The following is an 18,836-nucleotide window of genomic DNA, read 5'->3' as shown; positions in this document are numbered from 1 at the left end:
ACGACTTGCCGCTCCTTACCGACCCCTGCCGGGTCGGCCGTGGAGCGGGTGCTACTTGCGCTTGCGGATCTCCTCGGCGGCCTGCGGGACCACCTTGAACAGGTCGCCGACCACGCCGAAGTCGGCGAGTTCGAAGATCGGCGCCTCGCCGTCCTTGTTCACCGCGACGATGGTCTTCGAGGTCTGCATGCCGGCCCGGTGCTGGATCGCACCGGAGATGCCGAGCGCCACGTAGAGCTGCGGCGACACGGTCTTGCCGGTCTGTCCGACCTGGAACTGGTGCGGGTAGAACCCGGAGTCGACCGCGGCCCGGGACGCGCCGACCGCGCCGCCGAGCAGGTCGGCCAGCTCCTCGACCAGCTTGAAGTTGTCCGCGTTGCCGACGCCGCGACCGCCGGAGACGACCACCGACGCCTCGGTCAGCTCGGGCCGGGAGCCCTTCTGCTCGGCGACCCGCTGGACCACCCGGGTCAGCTTGTCGGCCGCGCCGAGTTCGACGGTGAGCCGCTCCACCTCGGGGGTGGCCGGGGCCGGGCTCGGGGTGACCGAGTTCGGCCGCAGGGTGACCAGCGGCAGGCCGCGGGTCACCTTCGACTTGACGATGGCGGAACCGGCGAAGGCAATCTGGGTGGCGGTGCCGTCGGCGGCCAGTTCGACCACGTCGGTGAGGATGCCGTTGTCCAGCTTGACCGCCAGCCGGCCGGCGATCTCCTTGCCCTCCTGGGTGGATCCGAGCAGTACGGCGGCGGGCTGCACCCGCTTGACCAGCTCGGCCAGCACGGTGGCCTTCGGGGCCACCAGGTGACCGTCGATCTCCTCGCTCTCCGCGGCGTAGATCTTCGCCGCGCCGTACTCGCCCAGCTTCTCGGTGAGCGCGTCGGCGGCACCGGGGCCGCCGAGCACCACGGCCGACGGCGTACCCAGCTCGCGGGCCAGGGTGAGCAGTTCGAGGGTGACCTTCTTGACAGCGAACGTTGTGGTGGCCTCGACCACGACAAGCACTTCAGCCATGACCGTCTCTTCTCTCTCGAACCTGCTCAGACGAACTTCTCGGTGGCGAGGTAGTCCACCAGCGCGACGCCGCCGGAGCCCTCGTCGGTGACCTTGGCGCCGCCGGAGCGCGGCGGGCGCTTGCTGTGCTCGACCACGACACTGGTCGCGCCGGCGCTGCCCACCTCGGCCGCGGGCACGCCCAGGTCGGCGAGGGACAGGGTCTGTACGGGCTTCTTCTTCGCCGCCATGATCCCCTTGAACGAGGGGTACCGGGGCTCGTTGATGGTGTCCCAGACCGAGACGACCGCGGGGGTGTTGGCGCTGACCACCTCGTAGCCCTCCTCGGTCTGCCGCTCCGCGGTCAGCACCGCGCCGTCGGCACCGGGCTCGACCGTGAGCTTGCGGGCACCGGTGAGCGCGGCGACGCCGAGCCGTTCGGCGAGCATGTGCGGGAGCACCTGGACCCGGCCGTCGGTGGATTCCGCACCGCAGATGACCAGGTCGGCGTTGAGGGTGCCGAGGGCGTCCGCGAGCACCCGGGAGGTGGCGACGGCGCAGGATCCGTGCAGCGCGTCGTCGAGCACGTGTACGGCCTTGTCCGGCCCCATCGACAGTGCCTTGCGGATCGACTCGGTGGCCCGGTCCGGGCCCATGGTCAGCACGGTCACCTCGCCGCCGTGCGCTTCCTTGATCCGCAACGCCTCTTCGATGGCGTACTCGTCCATCTCGTTGATGACGTTGTTTGCCGACCCCCGGTCGGTGGTGTTGTCGTCACTGCGCAGGTTGCGGTCCGCGCCCGAGTCGGGCACCTGCTTGACGAGTACGACGATGTTCATCGCGCTTCGACGACCCTCCTGTTGGTGTTGCCGGCCTCGCCCGGTCCGGGGCGCAGCGTCCCGCGTTCCTTAACGATCGGTCAACCGCGGCACGCTGTGGAGTTGCCCACCCGCTATGTTACCTACCAGTAGCATTGCTTGGCCGGGCACTCAGGGTGACACAGCTCACCGCTGCCCGACCGGGCCGGGTGGGGTGGGCTCAGGAAATGGACAACGCGTCCCTGATCTTGTCCAGCATCGCCGACTCCGCCTCGCTCACCCCGTCCGAGGCGCGCGCCACCTCGTCACCGGCGCGCAGCACCGTCTCCCGGTAGTTCTCCAACTCGTCCGGGGCCTTGGCGCGCAGGATCCGTACGGCACTGCGCAGCGCCGGCAGCGCCACCGACTCCACCTCGTCGGGCTTCACCTCGCCCGGCCGGTTCGAGGTGAACCGGGGCAGGCCACCGGTGGTCAGCACCTCCCGGACCAGACCGGTGCTCCCGGCGATCGCGTTGGAGGCGGCGAAGCTCTCCCTGACCATGGAGAGGACGCCGGGATCGGCGTTGGAGACCAGGAAGACCGCGCCGAACGCCGCCCTCTTGAGGGTCATCCTCTCCTCATCACTGAGCGGCTCGGACACGGTTAAGGAGTGTAGACGTACGGGGTGGTCGTGGTGACCACGACGAAGCCGAGTCGCTCCAGGATCGGCCGGCTGTCTGGCGAGGCGTCCACCTGCAACAGGGTGAACCCACGGGCGTCGGCGAGACGCGCCCGGTAGGTGACCAGCGCCCGGTAGATGCCCCGACCCCGCCAGTCCGGCAGGGTCGAGCCGCCCCACAGGGTTGCGAACCCGGTGCCGGCGACGTACCGGACCCAGCCGGCGCTCACCACCCGGCCCGACTCGACGTCCTCGGCCACCACCACGGTCAGCGACTGCGGCCAGACCTCCGAGCCGTCCGCGCCCGCCCCGGCGTGCGAGACGGCCGGATCCACCGCCAGCTCCCGCTCCAACGCATCGGCCAGCCAGTCGCGCGGCTCACCCCAGACGATCGACTCCAGCTCCGCGATCCGGTCCAGGTCCGCGCGGGCGGTCACCTCACGCAGCCGTACGCCGGGCGGCGGCACCGGAAGCGTGGCCGACAGGGCCGCGACCGGGCCGATCACCACGGCCTCCTCTTCCTCCGGCACGAACCCGGCGGCCCGCAACCGGTCCGGCAGATCGGCGGGCTCGTCGTGCCCGTGCAGCTTCCACTCCACCGACTCGCCCCGCCCGGCGAAGATCTCCCGCTGCCGGTTGATCAGCTCGTCCAGGTCCGCACCGGTCAACCCGTCGAGGTCCCGGTAGCCGAGGAACCCCCCGTGGTCGAGCCCGAGGAACCGCAGCAGCGGCCCGTCCCGCTCCACCGACGCCCCGGCCGGCATCGGGTCCGGCACCCGCGCCCGCAACTGGTTGTCGTACGCGGTCCGCAGCGTGAAAACGTCCAGATCAGTCACCCACCCAGGCTACGGGCGACGTCGACCGGATAATTCGGGTCGTGCGTGAAACGATCAGGCAGTGGTGGAACCCGGAACGGCTGCACCAGGTCGGCACCCGGCCCGACTACCGGTTCTCCCTCGCCAACGAGCGCACCTTCCTTGCCTGGCTGCGTACGGGGCTGGCGCTCATCGCCGGGGGCCTGGCCATCGCCCAGTTCCTCCCCCCGCTGCCGCTGTCCCACCTGCGCGAGGCGATCTCCGTCGCACTGCTGGTGCTCGGCGGGGCGGTCGCGCTGCACGCCGTCGACCGCTGGGTACGCACCGAGCGCGCCATCCGGCTCGGCACCGAACTGCCCCCGTCCCGGTTCCCCGCCCTGCTCGCCCTCGCGGTCGCCGTCGGTGCCCTGCTGCTGGTCACGACGGTGCTGCTGAAGGTGGTGCGAAGCGGATGAACCCGGATCCCGGTCGGCCACCGGAACGGATCGACCGCGATCCCGGACTGCAACCGGAACGGACCCGGCTGGCGCGTCGGCGTACCGGACTGGCGTTCGCCGCCGTCACCGCCCTCACCGTACGGCTGGCCCTGGCGGACGGGATGGCCGTCACGTTGGTGGTCGCCGCCGGCCTGGCGGCAGCGCTGCTCGCCCTCGGGGCCACGATCACCCGGCGGGCGAGCCGGACCCCGTCGCGACCCGCCGGCGGCCGAACCGTGCCCCTGCTGGCCCTGGTCACCGTCGGTTACGCCGGACTTGGCCTGCTGCTGGTGGTAGGCGCACTAGGATGAGGTGCCCCGGTGGGTCATCATTGCCTTATGGTTCGCCTGATGTTATTTGCCTTTGTCGCGCACGTCGTCCTCGCCGCGATCGCGCTGATCAGCTGCCTCAGCGCGGACAAGGCTGACATCCGTGCCCTGCCCCGGTTCCTCTGGGTACCGATAATTCTCGTCCCGCTGGTCGGCCCGATCGCCTGGTTCCTCGCCGGCCGCCCGGTCCCCGCCGCCCACCGCGGCACCGCCGGTGGACGCGCCCCCGAGCGGCGCCGGCCGGTGGCACCGGACGACAACCCCGAGTTCCTCACCTCCCTCGCCGACGAGCAGGCGAAAAAGGACCGGGAGCTGTTCGAGCGCTGGGAACAGGACCTGCGCCGCCGCGAGGGTGAGATCCGACGCCGGGAGACCGACGACCCGCCGGTGGAGGAGAAGCGCCCCGAGGCGTGACCCGAACGAATCGGGCGGGAGCAACCGGGGTGAACGGATCGACCGCTCCGATTCACCCGGCGCGGGCGGCCGGTCGTACCATGGCGCCTTGACCCGCGTCCGGCACCGGCCGGTACGCACGGTCACGGTGCCCGCGCGAGACGCTTCCAGAGACGGCGGAGATGGACGACGACGCATCGGTCGAGACCGGCCACCGCTCCGACACCGATCCGCCCGCCCCCGCCCGGTGGCGTCTGGTCAGCCGCGACCGGTTGCCGGTGTACGCGCTGGTCAGCTTCGCCGCCACCCAGCTCGTCCTGCTGTTCTGGTGGGTCGCCTTCTATCCCGGCCTGTTCAGCCCCGACTCGCTCAACTACATGTGGCAGTCGACCACCGGGAACTGGAACACCCACCACCCGATCACGTACACCGCCCTGGTCTGGTTGTCGCTGCAGATCACCGGCGGGGTCGGCGCGCTCACCCTGCTTCAGACGCTGGCGCTCGCCACCGGGCTGACGTACGCGGTGACCGGGCTGCGGCGGCTCGGCGGACCCGGCTGGCTCTGGACCGCCGCCGCCGTCGTACTGGTCGCCCTGCCACCGGTCGGCTCGTTCGTGCTGGCGGTCTGGAAGGACGTGCCGTTCGTCATCGTCCACGTCTTCCTGCTCGGCACCGTCGCCCGTCTGGTCGCCCGCCGCCGGGCCGGCGAAACGCCGCTGCTCCCCCGTGGCCTGTTCCTCGCCCTGCTGGCCGAACTGACCCTGCTCTGCCTGTTCCGGCAGAACGGGTTCATCGTGACCGCCGTCCTGATCGTGGCCTGCCTGCTGGTGCTGCGCGGAACCGCGGTACGGATGATCGTCGCGGGCGTCACCGCCATCACCATCGCGCTGCTGACCAACTGGCTGCTGCTGCCCGCCCTCGGCGTACGCGACGCCGGCTCGCTGGTCGCGCTGGAGACCCTGTTCGGTGACATCGCGGTCGGCTACGCCGAAGACCCGGCCGGCTTCCCCGCCGCGGACACGGCGGTGATGGCCCAGGTGGCGCCGCTGAGCCACTGGCGGGAATCGGCCGACTGCTACTCGGTCGACCCGACCGTCTGGGCGACGCCGTTCAACCGGGAGGCCGCCGCCGAGCACAAGTCGGACCTGGTGGCGATCTGGGGACGGCTGCTGGAACGCTCACCGGGCGAGGTGATCGGCTCCCGGCTCTGCCGCAGCTCGATCGCCTGGAACCCCGCGTCGACCGGGAACGTCGCCCGCAACCCGAACCCGTGGTCGGTCAAGGCGTACGTCGCGCGGGACCCGCTGTTCAGGGCCAGTCCCGCCGCGCACGCGGCGTACTCCGCCCCGCTCAGCCAGCGGGCCGCCGATCTCGCGGTGAAGCTCAACGCCCGTACGGTCGCCCCGGAGTGGCTCTGGTGGCGCGGGGCGAGCTGGGCGTACGCGGCGTACCTGGTGGTCGGGCTGGTCGCCTGGCGACGCCGGGACCTGGGCGTACTCGCCCTGGCCAGCCTCACCGCCGGGAACCAGCTCTCGGTGCTGGCGATCAACAACATGCAGGGCGCCCGGTACATGTTCACCCCGTACGTCCTGGGTGTCGTCCTGCTCCCGTTGCTGCTGACCGCCCGCCGCCCGGCCGAGGAACCGACCCCGGCCGAGGAGCCGACCCCGGCCGAGGATGCGTCCGCCGGGGCGGCACCGGCCGGATCAGGCCAGGTTGGATGAGCGCGGGTACGCGTCCGCCGGGTCCGTCAGCACGTTGACCAGGTACGGCACCCCGGAGTCGAACGCCCGCTTCAGCGCCGGACGCAGGTCGCCGGCCTTGGCGACCGTCTCCCCCGCCCCGCCGAGCGCGGTCACGACATCGTCGTAGCGCAGTTCGGGTTGCAGGTCGGCGGCGACGTCGTAGCCGTACATGGCGTTCATCGGGTGCTTCTCCAGCCCCCAGATGCCGTTGTTGCCGACCACGATCACCACCGGCAGCTTCTGCCGGGCCAGCGACTCGACGTCCATCAGCGAGAACCCGGCCGCCCCGTCGCCCATCAGCACACAGACCTGACGGTCGGGGTGGGTAACCCTGGCCCCCATCGCGTAGCCCATGCCGGTGCCGAGGCACCCGTACGGGCCGGGGTCGAGCCAGGTGCCGGGCTGGGACGGCTCCAGGTACCGACCGGCGTACGAGACGAAGTCGCCCCCGTCGCCGATGGTGACCGCGTCCGGGTCCAGGACCCGGCGCAGCTCGCCGTAGACCCGCGCCGGGCGGATCGGGTCGGACTCGGCCGCCATCTCGTCCGCGTCCCGCTTCTTCGCCGCGTTCTCGACCGAACGCAGGTCGGCGATCCAGCTCGCGTGGTCCTCACGGTCGCCCTGGTGGTCGGCGAGCGCGGAGAGGATCAGGCGCAGGTCACCGGCGGGGCTGACGGCCGGCTGGACGTGGGTGGCCCGCTGGGTGGGCGCGTCCACGATGTGTACGAGCTGGGCGTCGCCGAAGTCGCCGAAGCCGAGCCGGAAGTCGAGCGGGGTCCCGACCACCACGATCACGTCCGCGCCGTTGAGCGCGGTCCGGCGGGCCTTGGCGAAGGCGAGCGGGTGGTCGGGCGGGAGGGATCCGCGACCCATGCCGTTGGTGAAGACCGGGACCTGTAGCGCCTCGGCGGCCTCGCGCAGCGCGGCGGTGGCGTCACCGGCGTATACGTCCGAACCGGCGATGATCACGGGGCGCTGGGCGCCGGCGATCAGCCGACCGGCCTTGGCCACCTCGTCCTGATCGGGTTCGAGCGGGGCGATCGCCGCCGCGCCCGGCGCGGTGGCCTCGCCGACCGAGAAGACGACCTCCAGCGGCAGGTCGAGGAAGACCGGGCCGCGGTGCGGGCTGAGCGCGGCGGTCAGCGCGGTCTCGATCGCGCCGGGGATCCCGTCGGTGTCGAAGACGGTGGCGGCGTGCTTGGTGACCGGGGTGACCAGTGGCAGGTGGTCGATCTCCTGGAGGCTGCCCGAGCCCCACCGGAAGGCCGGGGCCCTGCCGCCGATGACCAGCACCGGTGAGCCGTTGAAGTGGGCGCTGGTCAGCCCGGAAATGCCGTTGGTGACGCCGGGGCCGGCGGTGAGCACGGCGAGCCCGGGACGGCGGCGCAGCTTGGCCACCGCCTCGGCGGCGAAGACGGCGGACTGCTCGTGCCGTACGTCGACGATGCGCATCGGCGGTCGGCCGGCGGCGTCGACCTCGCTGCGGTGTGCGGCGTCGTAGAGCGGGAAGACGTGGCCGCCGGAGAGGGTGAACATCTCGGTGATGCCGTACGCCCGCAGCGCCGCCACCGCCAAGTCGCCGCCGTGACCTTCGATCCGCTCCGTCATCGCCGCTCCCTCATCCTCGCCGTGGGTGCCCAGGTTATCGGCCGACCCGGAAAAGATGAAGAAGACTCGCCTCTCTCTCCGGGACGGACCACCCGCGCCCTTTCGGCCGCTCCGGTGTCACCGGCCGGTGAAATCCGGTTTCCGCTTGGCCACGAACGCGGCCATGCCCTCGCGCCGGTCGTCGGTGGCGAACAGCGCCGCGAAGAGCTGACTCTCCCAGGCCAGACCGGAGTTCAGATCCATGTCCAGGCCGCCGTCGACAGCCAGCTTCGCCGCCCGCAGCGCCTGGGCCGGACCCGACAGGTACGGCTGGACCAGCGCGACCGCCTCCGCGTACACCCGGTCGGCCGGCACCACCCGGTCGACCAGCCCGATCGCCAGCGCCTCGGTGGCGTCGACCATCCGCCCCGACATGATCAGATCCTTGGCCCGCGCCGGGCCGACCAGCCGTGCCAACCGCTGGGTCCCGCCGGCACCGGGGATGATGCCGAGCTTGATCTCCGGTTGGCCGAGTTTCGCGTCCTGCGCGGCCACCCGCCAGTCGCAGGCGAGCGCCAGTTCGCAGCCGCCGCCGAGGGCGTACCCGGTGATCGCCGCGACCACCGGCTTGGGGATCCGGGCGATGGCGCCGAGCGCGCTGGAGAGCTCGACCGCCCGCGCCGCCATGTCCACGTACGACATGTCGGCCATCTCCTTGATGTCCGCGCCAGCGGCGAACACCTTCTCGCCGCCGTAGACTATGACCGCACGGACGTCGGAGTCCGTGGTGACGGTGGCAGCCGCGGATCGCAACTCCTCCTGCACCTGGGTGTTCAGCGCATTCATCGGCGGCCGTTCCAGCCGGATGGTGCCGATACCGTCGCTGATCTCCAGCCGGACGAAGTCGCCCACACTCCACCTCCACATCGAAGTCGCGTACCCACAGTACGACGCCCCTCGTTGGGTATGTTGTCTGGTGTCCCCCGTGACCAGGACGTGAAGAAGATGATCACCTATTACGACGACCGGTCCGTACGGGTCACCTCAGAGGCGATCCGGGTCGGCGAACGCGCCTATCCCCTGCTCGAACTCGCCGAGATCTGGCACCAGCGCGGCGACCGCTCCTGGCGGGTACTGGCCGGACGCGGAGCGCTCGGGTTCGGGCTGATCGGTCCGGTGGTCGCCGCCGTACTCGGCATCGGTCTGGCGATCCGCTTCCACTCCTCGTTCATCCTGACGCTCGCCATCATCGGCGTATCGTGCCTGGTCGGGTTCGCCGTCGGCCCGGTCGCCGACCTGCTGCTCGAATTCCTGGACCGGTCGTACACCCGGGGTTCGCACCGGCTGGAGATCTGGGTCCGCTGGCACGGCCAGCCGGTCCGGGTCCTGCAGACCCACGACGCCCTGAAGTTCGGTCAGATCTACCGGGCGCTGCAACGCGCCGTCGAGCACCGGCAGCCGGCCAACCGCCCCCGCCGACCCGACCCGCGACTGCCGGGACCGCTCAGATGACGTCGGGGAAGAGCGCGAGCGCCAGCACACTCGCCACCCAGCAGTAGGCACTGACCAGCACACCGATCGTCGCCAACCGCAGCCCGCGGTGCACCGGCTCGTGCCGCCGCGCCGCCCCGACCAGCGGCACCGCCACCAGCAGCCCGGCGACCGGCACCGCCGGCCACGCCGCCAGCCCGACCACGGCCAACCCGATCGCCGTACGGGTCAACCAGGTCGGCGCCGGCACCGGTACGGCACCGGCGGCCGGCACGGCGGGTGATCCGGTCAGCCCCTCCAGCGCCGTCCGTGCCCGAGCCAGTTGCGCCACACGGCGCTGGGCCAGGGTCGCCCGGGGCACCGGCGGGTTCGGCTGGACCCACACACCCGGTGCACCCCCGTAGACCGGCACTCTCCCCGACACCCCCGTCCACGGTGGGGGCGGCGGTCCCCACGGCGGAGGCGGTCCCCACGGCGGGGGTGACATCCACGGCGGAGCCGGCGCCGATGGCGGGGGCATCGGCGGGGTCCACTGCACCGGGGCCGGCAGAGCCGGAGTACCGGTCGGCACGGAAGTAGCGGGCGGGAGCGGTCCCGCCGCCGCGATCGGTGGTGGCGGCGGCACCGGGGCGGGCAGGGCCTGGACGTCGGCCGGTGGTGGCACCGCCGGGAAGGGTGGGACCGGCGCTGGCGGCCATGGGTACCAGGCCGGCCGGGGATGAACGGCAGGCCATGGATACGCGGCTGCCCAGGGATGCGCGGCCGGCGGGGCAGGGGGAAGCGGCCGGGGATACGAGGCCGGCTGGGGATGGGCAGTTGGCCAGGGCTGGGGCGGAGGCACGGCGTACCAGATCGGTTGGGGGACGACCGGCGGCTGCGGTGGCAGGTCGACGAGCCGCAACTGGGCCTGTTGGACGCGCAGCGCCGCCCGACCGGCCCGCCAGCCGTGGGCCCGGACGACCGCCCGCGCCGCCCGGCCCCGACCGCCCAGGGTGGTCACCGCGGCGGCCTCGTCGGCCGTCGCCAACTCCGGTCCACCGGCGCCGAGCCGCTCCGCCAGCCGGGCCGCGTCCGCGTGGCGGAGCGTGGCGAGCCAGTGGAACGACGCCGCGCCGGGAATCGCGATCACCAGCAGGTAACCGGTCAGCACGGCGAACCCGGGCAGCCGGTCGAGCCCGTCGGACACCGCGATCGCCACCGGCGAGTTGACCGCCGCGTGGGTCAGCCAGGCGAGTGCCTGGGCACCGACAAAGACACCCACCCGCCGCGCCCGCGTCCGGTCGGTACGGACGAGGAGGTACGCCACCCCGGCACCGGCAACGGCGGTGAAGAGCGGATGACCGACCGCACCGGGCAGGGTGAACCGCAGCACCAGCATCCGCAGTGCCTCGCCGACGTCGTCCGGCAGCGTGTCGTCCGCGGCCAACGCGGCGTAACCGAGATCCTCCACGGCCGCGAACCCGACCCCGATGATCGCCCCGTAGACCGCACCCGCGAAGACCGTACGCAGGTGGGGGCGGGCGGCCAGGAACAGGAACACCACCCCGGCGACCTTTGCCAGCTCCTCGGCCGGCGGGGCGACGATCATGGCGCCCCAGATGCCGGCGAACTCGGGCGAGAACAGGCGCCCGAGCAGGTTGTCGATGGTGAAACCGGCGGTCCCGCCGACCAGCACCGAGACCGTCGCGCCCCAGAGCCCCGCCAGCGCGACCAGCCACCAGGGACGGGTGCCGAGCCGGTCGAACTGCCGGATCAGGAGCAGGAAGAGCGCCGCGTAGACGGTGACCAGGAGCGTGCCGACCAGCGTCGACCACGGGGCGAGCACGGCGAAGAACACCGAGACGAGCAGGGTCGCCGCGGTGGCGAGCGCGGTGACGGACAGCAGGATCCAGAAGCTCGGCGTACGGACCAGCGACCACAGGCGGTTCACTGTGCCGCCGCCGGGTCGATCTCGATGCTGGTCACCGCTGCCCAGACCGGGGCCGGCAGTTCGGCGCAGTTCGCCACCGGGGTGGCCAGCACGACCACACCGATCGACCGCTCGGTCAGTACGGCGTAACAACCGGGGTCGACGTCGACGCTGTCGTCACCACGCAACGAGCCCCGTTCACCGGGTACACCGGAGGTGGTGGTGACCCGCTCCGGATCGCCGACCGGTCGCAGCCACTCGTCCCGATCGAGCTTGTGCCGTACGTGTGCGACGTACGGCCCGACGTCGCCGCGGAACTGCTGCGCGCTCAGGCGCAGGCGTACCCCGCCGGCCAGCAGTGTCACGGCACCGGTTCCCGGTCGGGATTCGGACAGATCGAGCCGCGCACCGGGTGGCGGGGCGATGGTCGCACCGAAGCCGATGTCGACCCGCTCGTCGGAGAGGGGTGCGCCCTCGCTGGGCAGCGGTATCGCCAGCAACGCCGGCACACCGGCCAGGGCGGCCAGGCCAACCAGCAGCAACACGGCCCACCCCGCGTTCTTCCAGCCCGTCACGCCCACCGCACCCCTCGTCGTACGATCGTCGCCCCCGTACGCGCCCCATCGCGCCCCCACGCTACCGATCACGGTCAATCCCTCCCGACCCCCGAACCCGCACCCCCAAACCCCCGACCCCTCGATCCCCCACACCCCGACCCCTCGACGATCTTGCACTTGTGGTGCCCAGATCAGGGGATTTTGTCGGATTCGTGGACCACCACAAGTGCAAGATCGTCGGGCTAGTCGGCGGGGAGGAGGGGGTGGAGGGGGTGGAGGGGGTTTGCTCTGGGGCTGTTGACAGGCACGGTTTGCTTGAGTGGTGACCGTCTATTACCGGGACGACACGGTGCAGGTGACCTCCGAGACGGTCCAGGCGGGCGGCCACCGCGTACCGGTCGCCGAATTGACGTACGTCTGGCACACCCGCAGCCGTGGCTCGCTGCGGTCCCGCACCGGGTTGATACTCGGACGCGGGACGCTAATCTTGCTGCTCTCGGTCCCGCCGCTGATCGCGACGGTCTGCGTGGTCTCGCTCGGCTTCGCCGCGCAGGACCGGGGGACCTGGCTGGTCGCGGCGGCGATCCTCGGCGTCTGTGTGGTGGGCGCGCTGGCCCTGATCCCGTTCCTCGAAGTCCCGCTGAGCTGGTTGGACCGCTCGTACGACCGGGGATCGGGCGTCTACGAACTCTGGGTGCAGCGCCAGGGGCAGGAACTGATGCTGTTGCAGATCTCCGACGCGATGCGGTTCGGCCAGATCTACCGGGCCGTGCAGCGTGCCGTCGAGCAACACGGCGACACGCGCTGAGGCGTACCCGGAGGGTCAGGTCGTCTGCTCCGGCAGGCCGCCCCAGGGAAGCTGGGGAGGATCCTCGGCCATCCGTGCCTGGTAGTCGAGGGCGGTTGTCTCCTGGCCCCAGCGCGGCATGCCGGTCGGCATGTCCCGGGTGTCGAGCAGCAGCTCGATGATGGTCAACCGGTCCGGTCTGCCGGGCAGTCCGGCGAAGACCCGGGCCAGGTCGCCCTCGGTGGAGACCACGTGCGCGTCGATCGGGGCGTCCCGGGCGAACACCGACGGGATCTGTGCGTACCGCCAGTTGTCGATGTCGTTGTACCGCTGGTGTGCCCCGTCGACCGCGCGCTCGACCGTGTAGCCGCCGTTGTTCAGGACCACGATGATCGGATGCTGACCGGTGGCCAGCATCCGGCTGATCTCCTGGACGGTGAGCTGCAACGACCCGTCACCGGTGACGAGGACGACCCGCCGCTGCGGTGCCGCCACCCCGGCACCGAAGGCAGCCGGTGTGGCGTACCCGATCGATCCCCACAGGGGTGCCTGGAGGCAGTCGGTTCCGGGCGGGAGCTGGATGGTCGCCACGCCGTACGACGGGGTGCCGGTCTCCGGTAGGAGCACGTCGCCGGGGCGCAGCAGTGCCGCCAGCGCGGGCCAGAGTCGCGCCTGCCGGATCGGCTCGTCACTGGCCGGGTCGAGCGCGCCGGCCAGGTCGGGGGCGGGTGCCACGGCCGACTCCCAGTCGACGGTACGCGCCGGCGCGATCCCGTACAGGGCACGCAGCGCCGCGTCCGGCGGTACGCCCTCGAACGTCGCCCCGGCCACCGATGCGGAGGTGCTGTTGAGCCCGATGATCAGTGACAGGTCCAGGTCGGCGGTGAACAGGCCGTCCCAGTCGAAGAACTTGGTGCCGACACAGACCAGGGCGTCCGCGCCCTCGATCACCTGCCGGACCGGATCGGCGCTGTCCCCACCGTTGTAGATGCCGACGAAGTGCGGGTCGGACTCGTCGACGAAGCCCCGGCCCATGCCCTGGGTCGCCACCGGCCAGTTCCGGTCGACCATCACCGACCGTACGAGCAGCCCGAGGTCGTACCGGATCGCCAGGTTGCCCACCAGGAGGGCGGGTCGACTCGCGTTGGCCAGCAGCCGCCGGGCGACCCCGGTGAACGCGTCGAGCTGCGCGGCGTCGACCACCGGCTCGGGCCGGGACAGTGGTGACCGGGGCGCGGCCACCTCCTGCCGGGCCACGTCACCGGGCAGGCGTACGTAGACCGGCCGCCGGGCGAGCCAGGCCTCGCACAGCACCCGGTCGATCTCGGTGGCCGCGTTCTCGGCGGTCAGGCTGGTCTGGGCGACGGTCACCTCCCGGCCGATCCGCACCCACCGGTCGAAATCGCCGTCACCGAGCGAGTGGTGCATGGACGTGTGCTTGTCCATGATCCGGACCGGTGGTCCGCCGACGATCGACACGATCGGCACAGATTCGGCCATCGCCCCGGCCAGCCCGTTGACCGCGGAGAGTTCACCCGGACCGAAGGTGGTGAGGATGGCCGACATACCGGCGAGGCGGGCGTAGCCGTCGGCCGCGTACGCGGCGTTCAGCTCGTTGCAGCTACCCACCCAGTCGATGCCCTCGAACGCCTCGATCTGGTCGAGGAACTCCATGTTGTAATCGCCGGGCAGGCCGAAGACGTGCCGTACCCCGAGGTCGTGCAGCCGGCTCAGCAGCAGCTCACCGACCGTGGTCATGTTCCGGTGCCTCCGCGCACTGTGCCGCCCCCGTCGCCGTCGCCCACGCCCGTGCCGCTGCCCTGGCGGTCCGTCCGTTCCATTTTCCGGTCTTCGACGCCCGCCCGGACCGGGAATCGACAAACCGGCGGGGCTGCCGCCGACGGGAACGGGGGACCGGGAATCGACAAACCGGCGGGTTGCCGCCGACGGGGGGACGGGGGACCGGCACGCCGGCCGAAGGACACCGCCAGCCGTGGATCAGCCGTCGGGCGGCACTCGACCGGGCGACGCACAATTGCGGGATGGTGCTCCCCCTCCCCCGGCCCGCCGCCCTGCTCGACCTGACCAGATTCGCCGTCGGTCAGGCCGTCGGTCAGGCCACCGACGCCGCGACCACGCTCGCCGGCCTGCCCGCCCGCGCGATCGGCGTACTCGACCAGGCCGAGGAGCTGGTACGGCGGATCGGCACCGTGCTGGACCGGGTGGAGACCGCGCTGGACCGGATGGAGTCCACTCTGGAGCGAACCGACCGGATCGTCGGGTCGACGGAGAAGGCCGTCGACCAGGTGCAGACGCTGACCGCCCGTGCCGCCGCCCCGATCGACGAGGCGAGCCGGGTGGCCGCCGCCGCGGCGGTCGTGGTCGCCGAGGCGGAACTCGTCGCCGGCAAGGCCGCCGCCACCATGACCCGGGCCGAGGCCACCATGGGTACGGTCGACGAACTGCTCGGCGCGTACGCCGTCACGCTGCGCAAGGGCGCCCCGATGGCCAGCCGTTTCGTCGAGCAGCTCACCCCGGAGGAGGTCGACGCGGCGATCCGGCTGGTGGACGAGCTGCCGAAGTTGACCGGGCACCTGACGGCAGACGTACTGCCGATCCTGGCCACCCTCGACCGGGTCGGCCCGGACATCCACGACCTGCTCAACGTGACCCGCGACCTCAAGCTCGCCATCGCCGGCATTCCGGGCCTGGCCATGCTGCGTCGGCGCGGCGAGAACCGGTCCCCGGACGAGAGCTGACCCACCGGTCAGCGGAAAGTCCGGTCAGCGGATGTAGTCGCCGAGGACGGCCGGGGTCAGCCCGGCGGCGTGGATGGCGTTCAGCGCCGCGATGAGGTCGTCCACGAACCGGTCGCGGAAGTGCATCAGGATGATGTCGCCGGGGTGGATCTTGTGCTCACCCTGGTAACGCACCTTGCCCTTGTCCACCGACTCGGTCCAGAAGAAGGCCGCCTTCAGACCGCAGTCGTGCACGGCCCGCAGGGTGGTGCCGTCCTTCTCCCCGAACGGCGGCCGGAACAGCACCGGGCGGCGGCCGTACAGCGTGCCGAGCCGGTCGGCGGAACCGCAGATCTCCCGCTTCTGGGTCGCGTACGACTTGCCCCGCAGTCCCTGGTGGGTGAGGGTGTGCGCCTCGATCGCCACGTTGGGTGCGGCGAGTTGGAGTTGCCGGAAGTAGTCCGGGTTCTCCTTGATCGCGTCGATGGTGAGGAAGAGGGTCACCGGCACCTGCGCCTCGGCGAGCAACTGCCGCGCCTCGGGCCGTTTGATCCAGCCGTCGTCGATGGTCACGAACGCCACCGGCTGGGTGGTGGGGATGCGCGAGTACCAACCGGCCGAAGCCCCGGCCGGCACGGTCACCGGCTCCGGCACCGGCGCGGCCGGGAAACGCGGCAACCTGGCCGCGTAGACGCCGACCGGGGTGGCCGCGACGGTGGGCTGGGCGGTCGCCGTGGCGGTGGGTGCGACGGTACGGGCGAGCCGGGCGGTCGCCGGGCTGGTGGTCGGTCCGGGAAACGCGACCACGAGCCCCGCCAAGGCCAGCACCACGACCAGTCCGACCGTCCACTGTGGCTTACCCCGGCCCGGCGCCCCCGTGGGCCCGCCACCAACGCTCATGTCGCGGGAGCGTACGCCGAGTCTGTCCGGGTGTGGTGACCCCCCGGGACGTCACTTATCGCAGCTAGGCGACCACGCCCGGACGGCGAAGGTCGTCGATCTCGACCACCTCGCGCCCGAGCGGCCAGAACGCCGCCGGTACGAGCTTGAAGTTGGCGATACCGAACGGAATCCCGATGATCGTGATGCAGAGCGCGACCCCGGCCAGTACGTGCATCAGCGCCAGCCACCAGCCGGCCAGGATCACCCAGAGCACGTTGGCCACGCCCGAACCCAGTCCGGCGCCCGGCTTCGGGGTGAGCGTCCGGCCGAACGGCCACAGCGAGTAGTACGCCAACCGCAGCGACGCCACCCCGAACGGGATCGTCACGATCAGGACGAAGCAGATCAGCGCCGCGATGCCGTACCCGATGGCGAGGACGATGCCGCTGCCGAAGATGAGCCAGAGGAGATTGAGGATGAAACGCACCATGCCCTCATAGTGCCCAACCCCCGCCACCGGGGGCGGTGAACGCCGCGGCTCAGTGCCCGGGGCGGGCGGTGGCGGTGGCAAAAAGGGCGTCGATCTCGTCCCGGCGGGGCAGTGAGCCGGAGGTGCCGACGTGCCGGGCGCAGGCCGCACCGGCGGCGCAGGCCCAGTGCACCGCGTCGACCAGGTCACGACCCTCGCCCCAGGCCACGGCGAGCGCGCCGGTGAAGGCGTCACCGGCACCGGTCGTGTCGACCGCGTCGACCGGAAAGCCCGGGATGTGCGCGGTGGTGCCGTCCCGGTCGCCGTACCAGGCGCCGTCGGCGCCGAGGGTCAGAACCGCCCGGGGTACGGCGGCCAGCAGCGCCCCCGGATCCTCCCGGCCCGCGCCGCTGACCGCCTGCGCCTCATGCTCGTTGACCACGAGGAGGTCGACCAGGTCGAGCAACTCGGCCGGGAGTTCCCGGGCCGGGGCGGCGTTGAGCACCACCCGGGTACCGGCGGCACGGGCCGCGGTGGCCGCTTCGAGGACCGTTTCGAGCGGGATCTCGAGCTGGGTTACCAGGACGTCCGCCCGGCGTACGGCGGAAAGCTCCGGTTCGGTGAGGCCGACGAACGCGGCGTTCGCGCCGGGCGCCACCACCACCGTGTTCTCGCCGTTCGCGTCGACGGTGACCACGGCCACCCCGGAGGCGCCGTAGACCACCCGCAGTTGGCCGGTGTCCACGCCGGAGGCGGCGATCCGGGCCTTGAGCGTCACGCCGAACGAGTCCGAGCCGATCGCGCCGAGGAAAACGCCGGAGGCGCCGGCCCTGGTGGCGGCGATCGCCTGGTTGGCTCCCTTGCCGCCGGGCACCATCACGAAGTCGTTGCCGAGCACCGTCTGCCCGGCCGCCGGCAGGACCGGCGTCATGGCGACCAGGTCCATGTTCGCGCTGCCCACGACAACAACCCGGGGCCGACTCATGGGCACCTCCTGCTGGTGGGACGCGGACCATGATTCTAGAGGCGGCGGTTGGGGTGGTTTTCTGGCAGGCTGCCGGGATGGGAAAGACGGCAATCGGGGTCATGTACCGCTGCGACAGCCCCCCGGAGCAGCTCCCCGCCTACGCGCGTCTGGTCGAGCGACTCGGTTACGACGAACTCTGGGTGGTCGAGGACTGCTTCTTCACCGGAGCGGTATCCGCCGCGACGGTCGCCGCCTCGGTCACCGAGACGATCCGGATCGGTATCGGCATCCTGCCGGCCGCGTTCCGTAACCCCGCCCTGGCCGCGATGGAGTTGAGCAACCTCGAACGACTCTTCCCCGGCCGGATCCTGCCCGGTTTCGGCCACGGCATGCCGGACTGGGTACGCCAGGTCGGCGCCCACCACCCGTCCCCGCTGGCGGTGCTCGGCGAGACCGTCACCGCCGTACGCGCACTGCTGGCCGGTGAGACGGTCACCGTCGACGGGCAGTACGCCAAGCTGGACGGGGTGAAGCTGGCGTTCCCGCCGGCCGCACCGCCCCCGATCTCGACCGGCGTACGCGGCGCGAAGTCGCTGCGGCTGTCCGGGCAGGTGGCGGACGGGACGATCCTGGCCGAGTGCGCGAGCCCGGCGTACCTGCGCTGGGCCAGGGGCCTGATCGACGCCGGCCGCGCCGACGCCGGCCGGAACGACGACCCGCACCGCCTGACCGTCTACGGTTTCCTCGACTTCGACTCCGACCGGTCGTACGCCCGTCAGGCGATCGCCGGCCGTTTCCTCGGCGGTCCGCCCCTCTCCCCCGCCGACGACGACCTGGCCGAGGAGATCGCCGCCCTGGTGGCCGCCCACCCGAAGGCGGAAGACCTGGCCGCGGCCCTCCCGGAGCACTACGTAGACCGCTTCGCCATAGCCGGCACCCCCGACCAGTGCGCCGCATCCCTACAGGCCCTCACCGACGCCACCGCCGACTCGATCATCTTCATCCCCCCCACCGACCCCCAACTGGCCGTAACCCAAATAACCCTCGCCGCCCCCACCCTCCTCCCCGGCTAACCCCGGATAACCCCCCGGATCACCTCGTTGATCATGAAGTTAGCGACGGTTTCCGCGCGGCGGTTTCTAGGATTCAGTGCAACTGATCTTGGTTGTGCTGGAGGTGCTGGTGGCCAGGCCGGGTGTGGTGACGTTCGGGCATCGTCAGGTGT

At 71.7% G+C, this 18,836-nt stretch carries 20 protein-coding genes; 8 read left to right on the top strand and 12 right to left on the bottom strand.

The features are described from left to right. Positions 1-51: 51 nt before the first annotated feature. The 4 genes from ACWEFB_RS13205 to ACWEFB_RS13190 form a co-directional block, all read right to left on the bottom strand. Positions 52-1,011, bottom strand: coding sequence for an electron transfer flavoprotein subunit alpha/FixB family protein (locus ACWEFB_RS13205; protein WP_326560566.1), 960 nt, complete (start codon positions 1,009-1,011; stop codon positions 52-54). Between the two features lie 26 nt (positions 1,012-1,037). Further along, positions 1,038-1,829 (bottom strand): electron transfer flavoprotein subunit beta/FixA family protein, encoded by a 792-nt coding sequence (locus ACWEFB_RS13200; protein ID WP_452285190.1) that lies wholly within the window; start codon positions 1,827-1,829, stop codon positions 1,038-1,040. Between the two features lie 199 nt (positions 1,830-2,028). After that, complete coding sequence (locus ACWEFB_RS13195; protein ID WP_452285188.1) at positions 2,029-2,418, bottom strand: hypothetical protein; 390 nt, start codon at positions 2,416-2,418, stop codon at positions 2,029-2,031. 32 nt (positions 2,419-2,450) lie between these two features. Then, a complete protein-coding gene (locus tag ACWEFB_RS13190) occupies positions 2,451-3,302 on the bottom strand; it encodes a GNAT family N-acetyltransferase (RefSeq protein WP_452285186.1) in 852 nt (283 codons plus the stop codon). A gap of 41 nt (positions 3,303-3,343) precedes the next feature. Between ACWEFB_RS13190 and ACWEFB_RS13185 the strand changes: the two genes are divergently transcribed. From ACWEFB_RS13185 to ACWEFB_RS13170, 4 genes are all read left to right on the top strand, one after another. Next, positions 3,344-3,736: a YidH family protein gene (locus ACWEFB_RS13185; protein WP_452285184.1), complete on the top strand. Its 393-nt coding sequence runs from the start codon at positions 3,344-3,346 to the stop codon at positions 3,734-3,736. Next, the gene (locus ACWEFB_RS13180; RefSeq protein WP_452285183.1) at positions 3,733-4,068 is read left to right on the top strand and encodes a DUF202 domain-containing protein; all 336 of its coding nucleotides are present in this window, start codon (positions 3,733-3,735) and stop codon (positions 4,066-4,068) included. Before ACWEFB_RS13185 ends, ACWEFB_RS13180 begins: the two co-directional genes overlap by 4 nt. A 27-nt stretch (positions 4,069-4,095) precedes the next feature. Next, a complete protein-coding gene (locus ACWEFB_RS13175) occupies positions 4,096-4,500 on the top strand; it encodes a PLD nuclease N-terminal domain-containing protein (RefSeq protein WP_452285181.1) in 405 nt (134 codons plus the stop codon). A gap of 161 nt (positions 4,501-4,661) precedes the next feature. Continuing rightward, positions 4,662-6,203, top strand: a complete 1,542-nt coding sequence (locus ACWEFB_RS13170) for a hypothetical protein (protein ID WP_452285179.1) — start codon at positions 4,662-4,664, stop codon at positions 6,201-6,203. On the opposite strand, the gene ACWEFB_RS13165 is transcribed toward ACWEFB_RS13170, so the two are convergent. Beyond that, positions 6,186-7,832 (bottom strand): acetolactate synthase, encoded by a 1,647-nt coding sequence (locus tag ACWEFB_RS13165; protein ID WP_452285177.1) that lies wholly within the window; start codon positions 7,830-7,832, stop codon positions 6,186-6,188. The genes ACWEFB_RS13170 and ACWEFB_RS13165 overlap by 18 nt on opposite strands. Before the next feature lie 117 nt (positions 7,833-7,949). After that, positions 7,950-8,723, bottom strand: coding sequence for an enoyl-CoA hydratase/isomerase family protein (locus ACWEFB_RS13160; RefSeq protein ID WP_452285176.1), 774 nt, complete (start codon positions 8,721-8,723; stop codon positions 7,950-7,952). Positions 8,724-8,816: 93 nt separating this feature from the next. On the opposite strand from ACWEFB_RS13160, the gene ACWEFB_RS13155 reads away from it, so the two are divergent. After that, positions 8,817-9,323, top strand: a complete 507-nt coding sequence (locus ACWEFB_RS13155; protein ID WP_452285174.1) for a DUF6232 family protein — start codon at positions 8,817-8,819, stop codon at positions 9,321-9,323. Here the strand turns inward: ACWEFB_RS13155 and ACWEFB_RS13150 are convergent. Next, on the bottom strand, positions 9,316-11,232 hold the full coding sequence (locus ACWEFB_RS13150; protein WP_452285172.1) for a PrsW family intramembrane metalloprotease: 1,917 nt from the start codon (positions 11,230-11,232) through the stop codon (positions 9,316-9,318). The genes ACWEFB_RS13155 and ACWEFB_RS13150 overlap by 8 nt on opposite strands. After that, entirely contained in the window at positions 11,229-11,786 is a 558-nt protein-coding gene (locus tag ACWEFB_RS13145; RefSeq protein ID WP_452285170.1) for a hypothetical protein, read from the bottom strand. The genes ACWEFB_RS13150 and ACWEFB_RS13145 overlap by 4 nt, the downstream gene beginning before the upstream one ends. A gap of 304 nt (positions 11,787-12,090) precedes the next feature. Here ACWEFB_RS13145 and ACWEFB_RS13140 point away from each other — a divergent pair, with 304 nt between their 5' ends. Next, the gene (locus ACWEFB_RS13140) at positions 12,091-12,576 is read left to right on the top strand and encodes a DUF6232 family protein (protein ID WP_452285168.1); all 486 of its coding nucleotides are present in this window, start codon (positions 12,091-12,093) and stop codon (positions 12,574-12,576) included. 15 nt (positions 12,577-12,591) lie between these two features. On the opposite strand, the gene ACWEFB_RS13135 is transcribed toward ACWEFB_RS13140, so the two are convergent. Next, positions 12,592-14,313, bottom strand: coding sequence for an alpha-keto acid decarboxylase family protein (locus ACWEFB_RS13135; protein WP_452285166.1), 1,722 nt, complete (start codon positions 14,311-14,313; stop codon positions 12,592-12,594). A 284-nt stretch (positions 14,314-14,597) separates the two neighbouring features. Here ACWEFB_RS13135 and ACWEFB_RS13130 point away from each other — a divergent pair, with 284 nt between their 5' ends. After that, positions 14,598-15,314, top strand: a complete 717-nt coding sequence (locus ACWEFB_RS13130; RefSeq protein ID WP_452285165.1) for a hypothetical protein — start codon at positions 14,598-14,600, stop codon at positions 15,312-15,314. 24 nt (positions 15,315-15,338) lie between these two features. On the opposite strand, the gene ACWEFB_RS13125 is transcribed toward ACWEFB_RS13130, so the two are convergent. The 3 genes from ACWEFB_RS13125 to ACWEFB_RS13115 form a co-directional block, all read right to left on the bottom strand. After that, positions 15,339-16,193: a polysaccharide deacetylase family protein gene (locus ACWEFB_RS13125; RefSeq protein WP_452285163.1), complete on the bottom strand. Its 855-nt coding sequence runs from the start codon at positions 16,191-16,193 to the stop codon at positions 15,339-15,341. Positions 16,194-16,257: 64 nt separating this feature from the next. After that, positions 16,258-16,665, bottom strand: a complete 408-nt coding sequence (locus ACWEFB_RS13120) for a YccF domain-containing protein (RefSeq protein WP_452285161.1) — start codon at positions 16,663-16,665, stop codon at positions 16,258-16,260. A 49-nt stretch (positions 16,666-16,714) separates the two neighbouring features. Then, on the bottom strand, positions 16,715-17,629 hold the full coding sequence (locus tag ACWEFB_RS13115; protein ID WP_452285159.1) for a ribokinase: 915 nt from the start codon (positions 17,627-17,629) through the stop codon (positions 16,715-16,717). A gap of 77 nt (positions 17,630-17,706) precedes the next feature. Between ACWEFB_RS13115 and ACWEFB_RS13110 the strand changes: the two genes are divergently transcribed. Beyond that, positions 17,707-18,684 (top strand): LLM class flavin-dependent oxidoreductase, encoded by a 978-nt coding sequence (locus tag ACWEFB_RS13110; RefSeq protein ID WP_452285158.1) that lies wholly within the window; start codon positions 17,707-17,709, stop codon positions 18,682-18,684. The last annotated feature ends 152 nt before the right edge of the window (positions 18,685-18,836 follow it).

The sequence above is a fragment of the Micromonospora sp. NPDC004704 genome (assembly GCF_053601675.1).
Note: the sequence above shows the minus strand (reverse complement) of the source record. Positions and strands in the feature narration are given on the sequence as shown.

Excerpts from the sequence above, each read along its gene's own strand:
- ACWEFB_RS13205 (WP_326560566.1), bottom strand. The coding sequence starts at position 1,011 with ATGGCTGAAGTGCTTGTCGTGGTCGAGGCCACCACAACGTTCGCTGTC.
- ACWEFB_RS13200 (WP_452285190.1), bottom strand. The coding sequence starts at position 1,829 with ATGAACATCGTCGTACTCGTCAAGCAGGTGCCCGACTCGGGCGCGGAC.
- ACWEFB_RS13195 (WP_452285188.1), bottom strand. The coding sequence starts at position 2,418 with ATGACCCTCAAGAGGGCGGCGTTCGGCGCGGTCTTCCTGGTCTCCAAC.
- ACWEFB_RS13180 (WP_452285183.1), top strand. The coding sequence starts at position 3,733 with ATGAACCCGGATCCCGGTCGGCCACCGGAACGGATCGACCGCGATCCC.
- ACWEFB_RS13175 (WP_452285181.1), top strand. The coding sequence starts at position 4,096 with ATGGTTCGCCTGATGTTATTTGCCTTTGTCGCGCACGTCGTCCTCGCC.
- ACWEFB_RS13170 (WP_452285179.1), top strand. The coding sequence starts at position 4,662 with ATGGACGACGACGCATCGGTCGAGACCGGCCACCGCTCCGACACCGAT.
- ACWEFB_RS13165 (WP_452285177.1), bottom strand. The coding sequence starts at position 7,832 with ATGACGGAGCGGATCGAAGGTCACGGCGGCGACTTGGCGGTGGCGGCG.
- ACWEFB_RS13155 (WP_452285174.1), top strand. The coding sequence starts at position 8,817 with ATGATCACCTATTACGACGACCGGTCCGTACGGGTCACCTCAGAGGCG.
- ACWEFB_RS13135 (WP_452285166.1), bottom strand. The coding sequence starts at position 14,313 with ATGACCACGGTCGGTGAGCTGCTGCTGAGCCGGCTGCACGACCTCGGG.
- ACWEFB_RS13130 (WP_452285165.1), top strand. The coding sequence starts at position 14,598 with ATGGTGCTCCCCCTCCCCCGGCCCGCCGCCCTGCTCGACCTGACCAGA.
- ACWEFB_RS13125 (WP_452285163.1), bottom strand. The coding sequence starts at position 16,193 with ATGAGCGTTGGTGGCGGGCCCACGGGGGCGCCGGGCCGGGGTAAGCCA.
- ACWEFB_RS13120 (WP_452285161.1), bottom strand. The coding sequence starts at position 16,665 with ATGGTGCGTTTCATCCTCAATCTCCTCTGGCTCATCTTCGGCAGCGGC.
- ACWEFB_RS13115 (WP_452285159.1), bottom strand. The coding sequence starts at position 17,629 with ATGAGTCGGCCCCGGGTTGTTGTCGTGGGCAGCGCGAACATGGACCTG.
- ACWEFB_RS13110 (WP_452285158.1), top strand. The coding sequence starts at position 17,707 with ATGGGAAAGACGGCAATCGGGGTCATGTACCGCTGCGACAGCCCCCCG.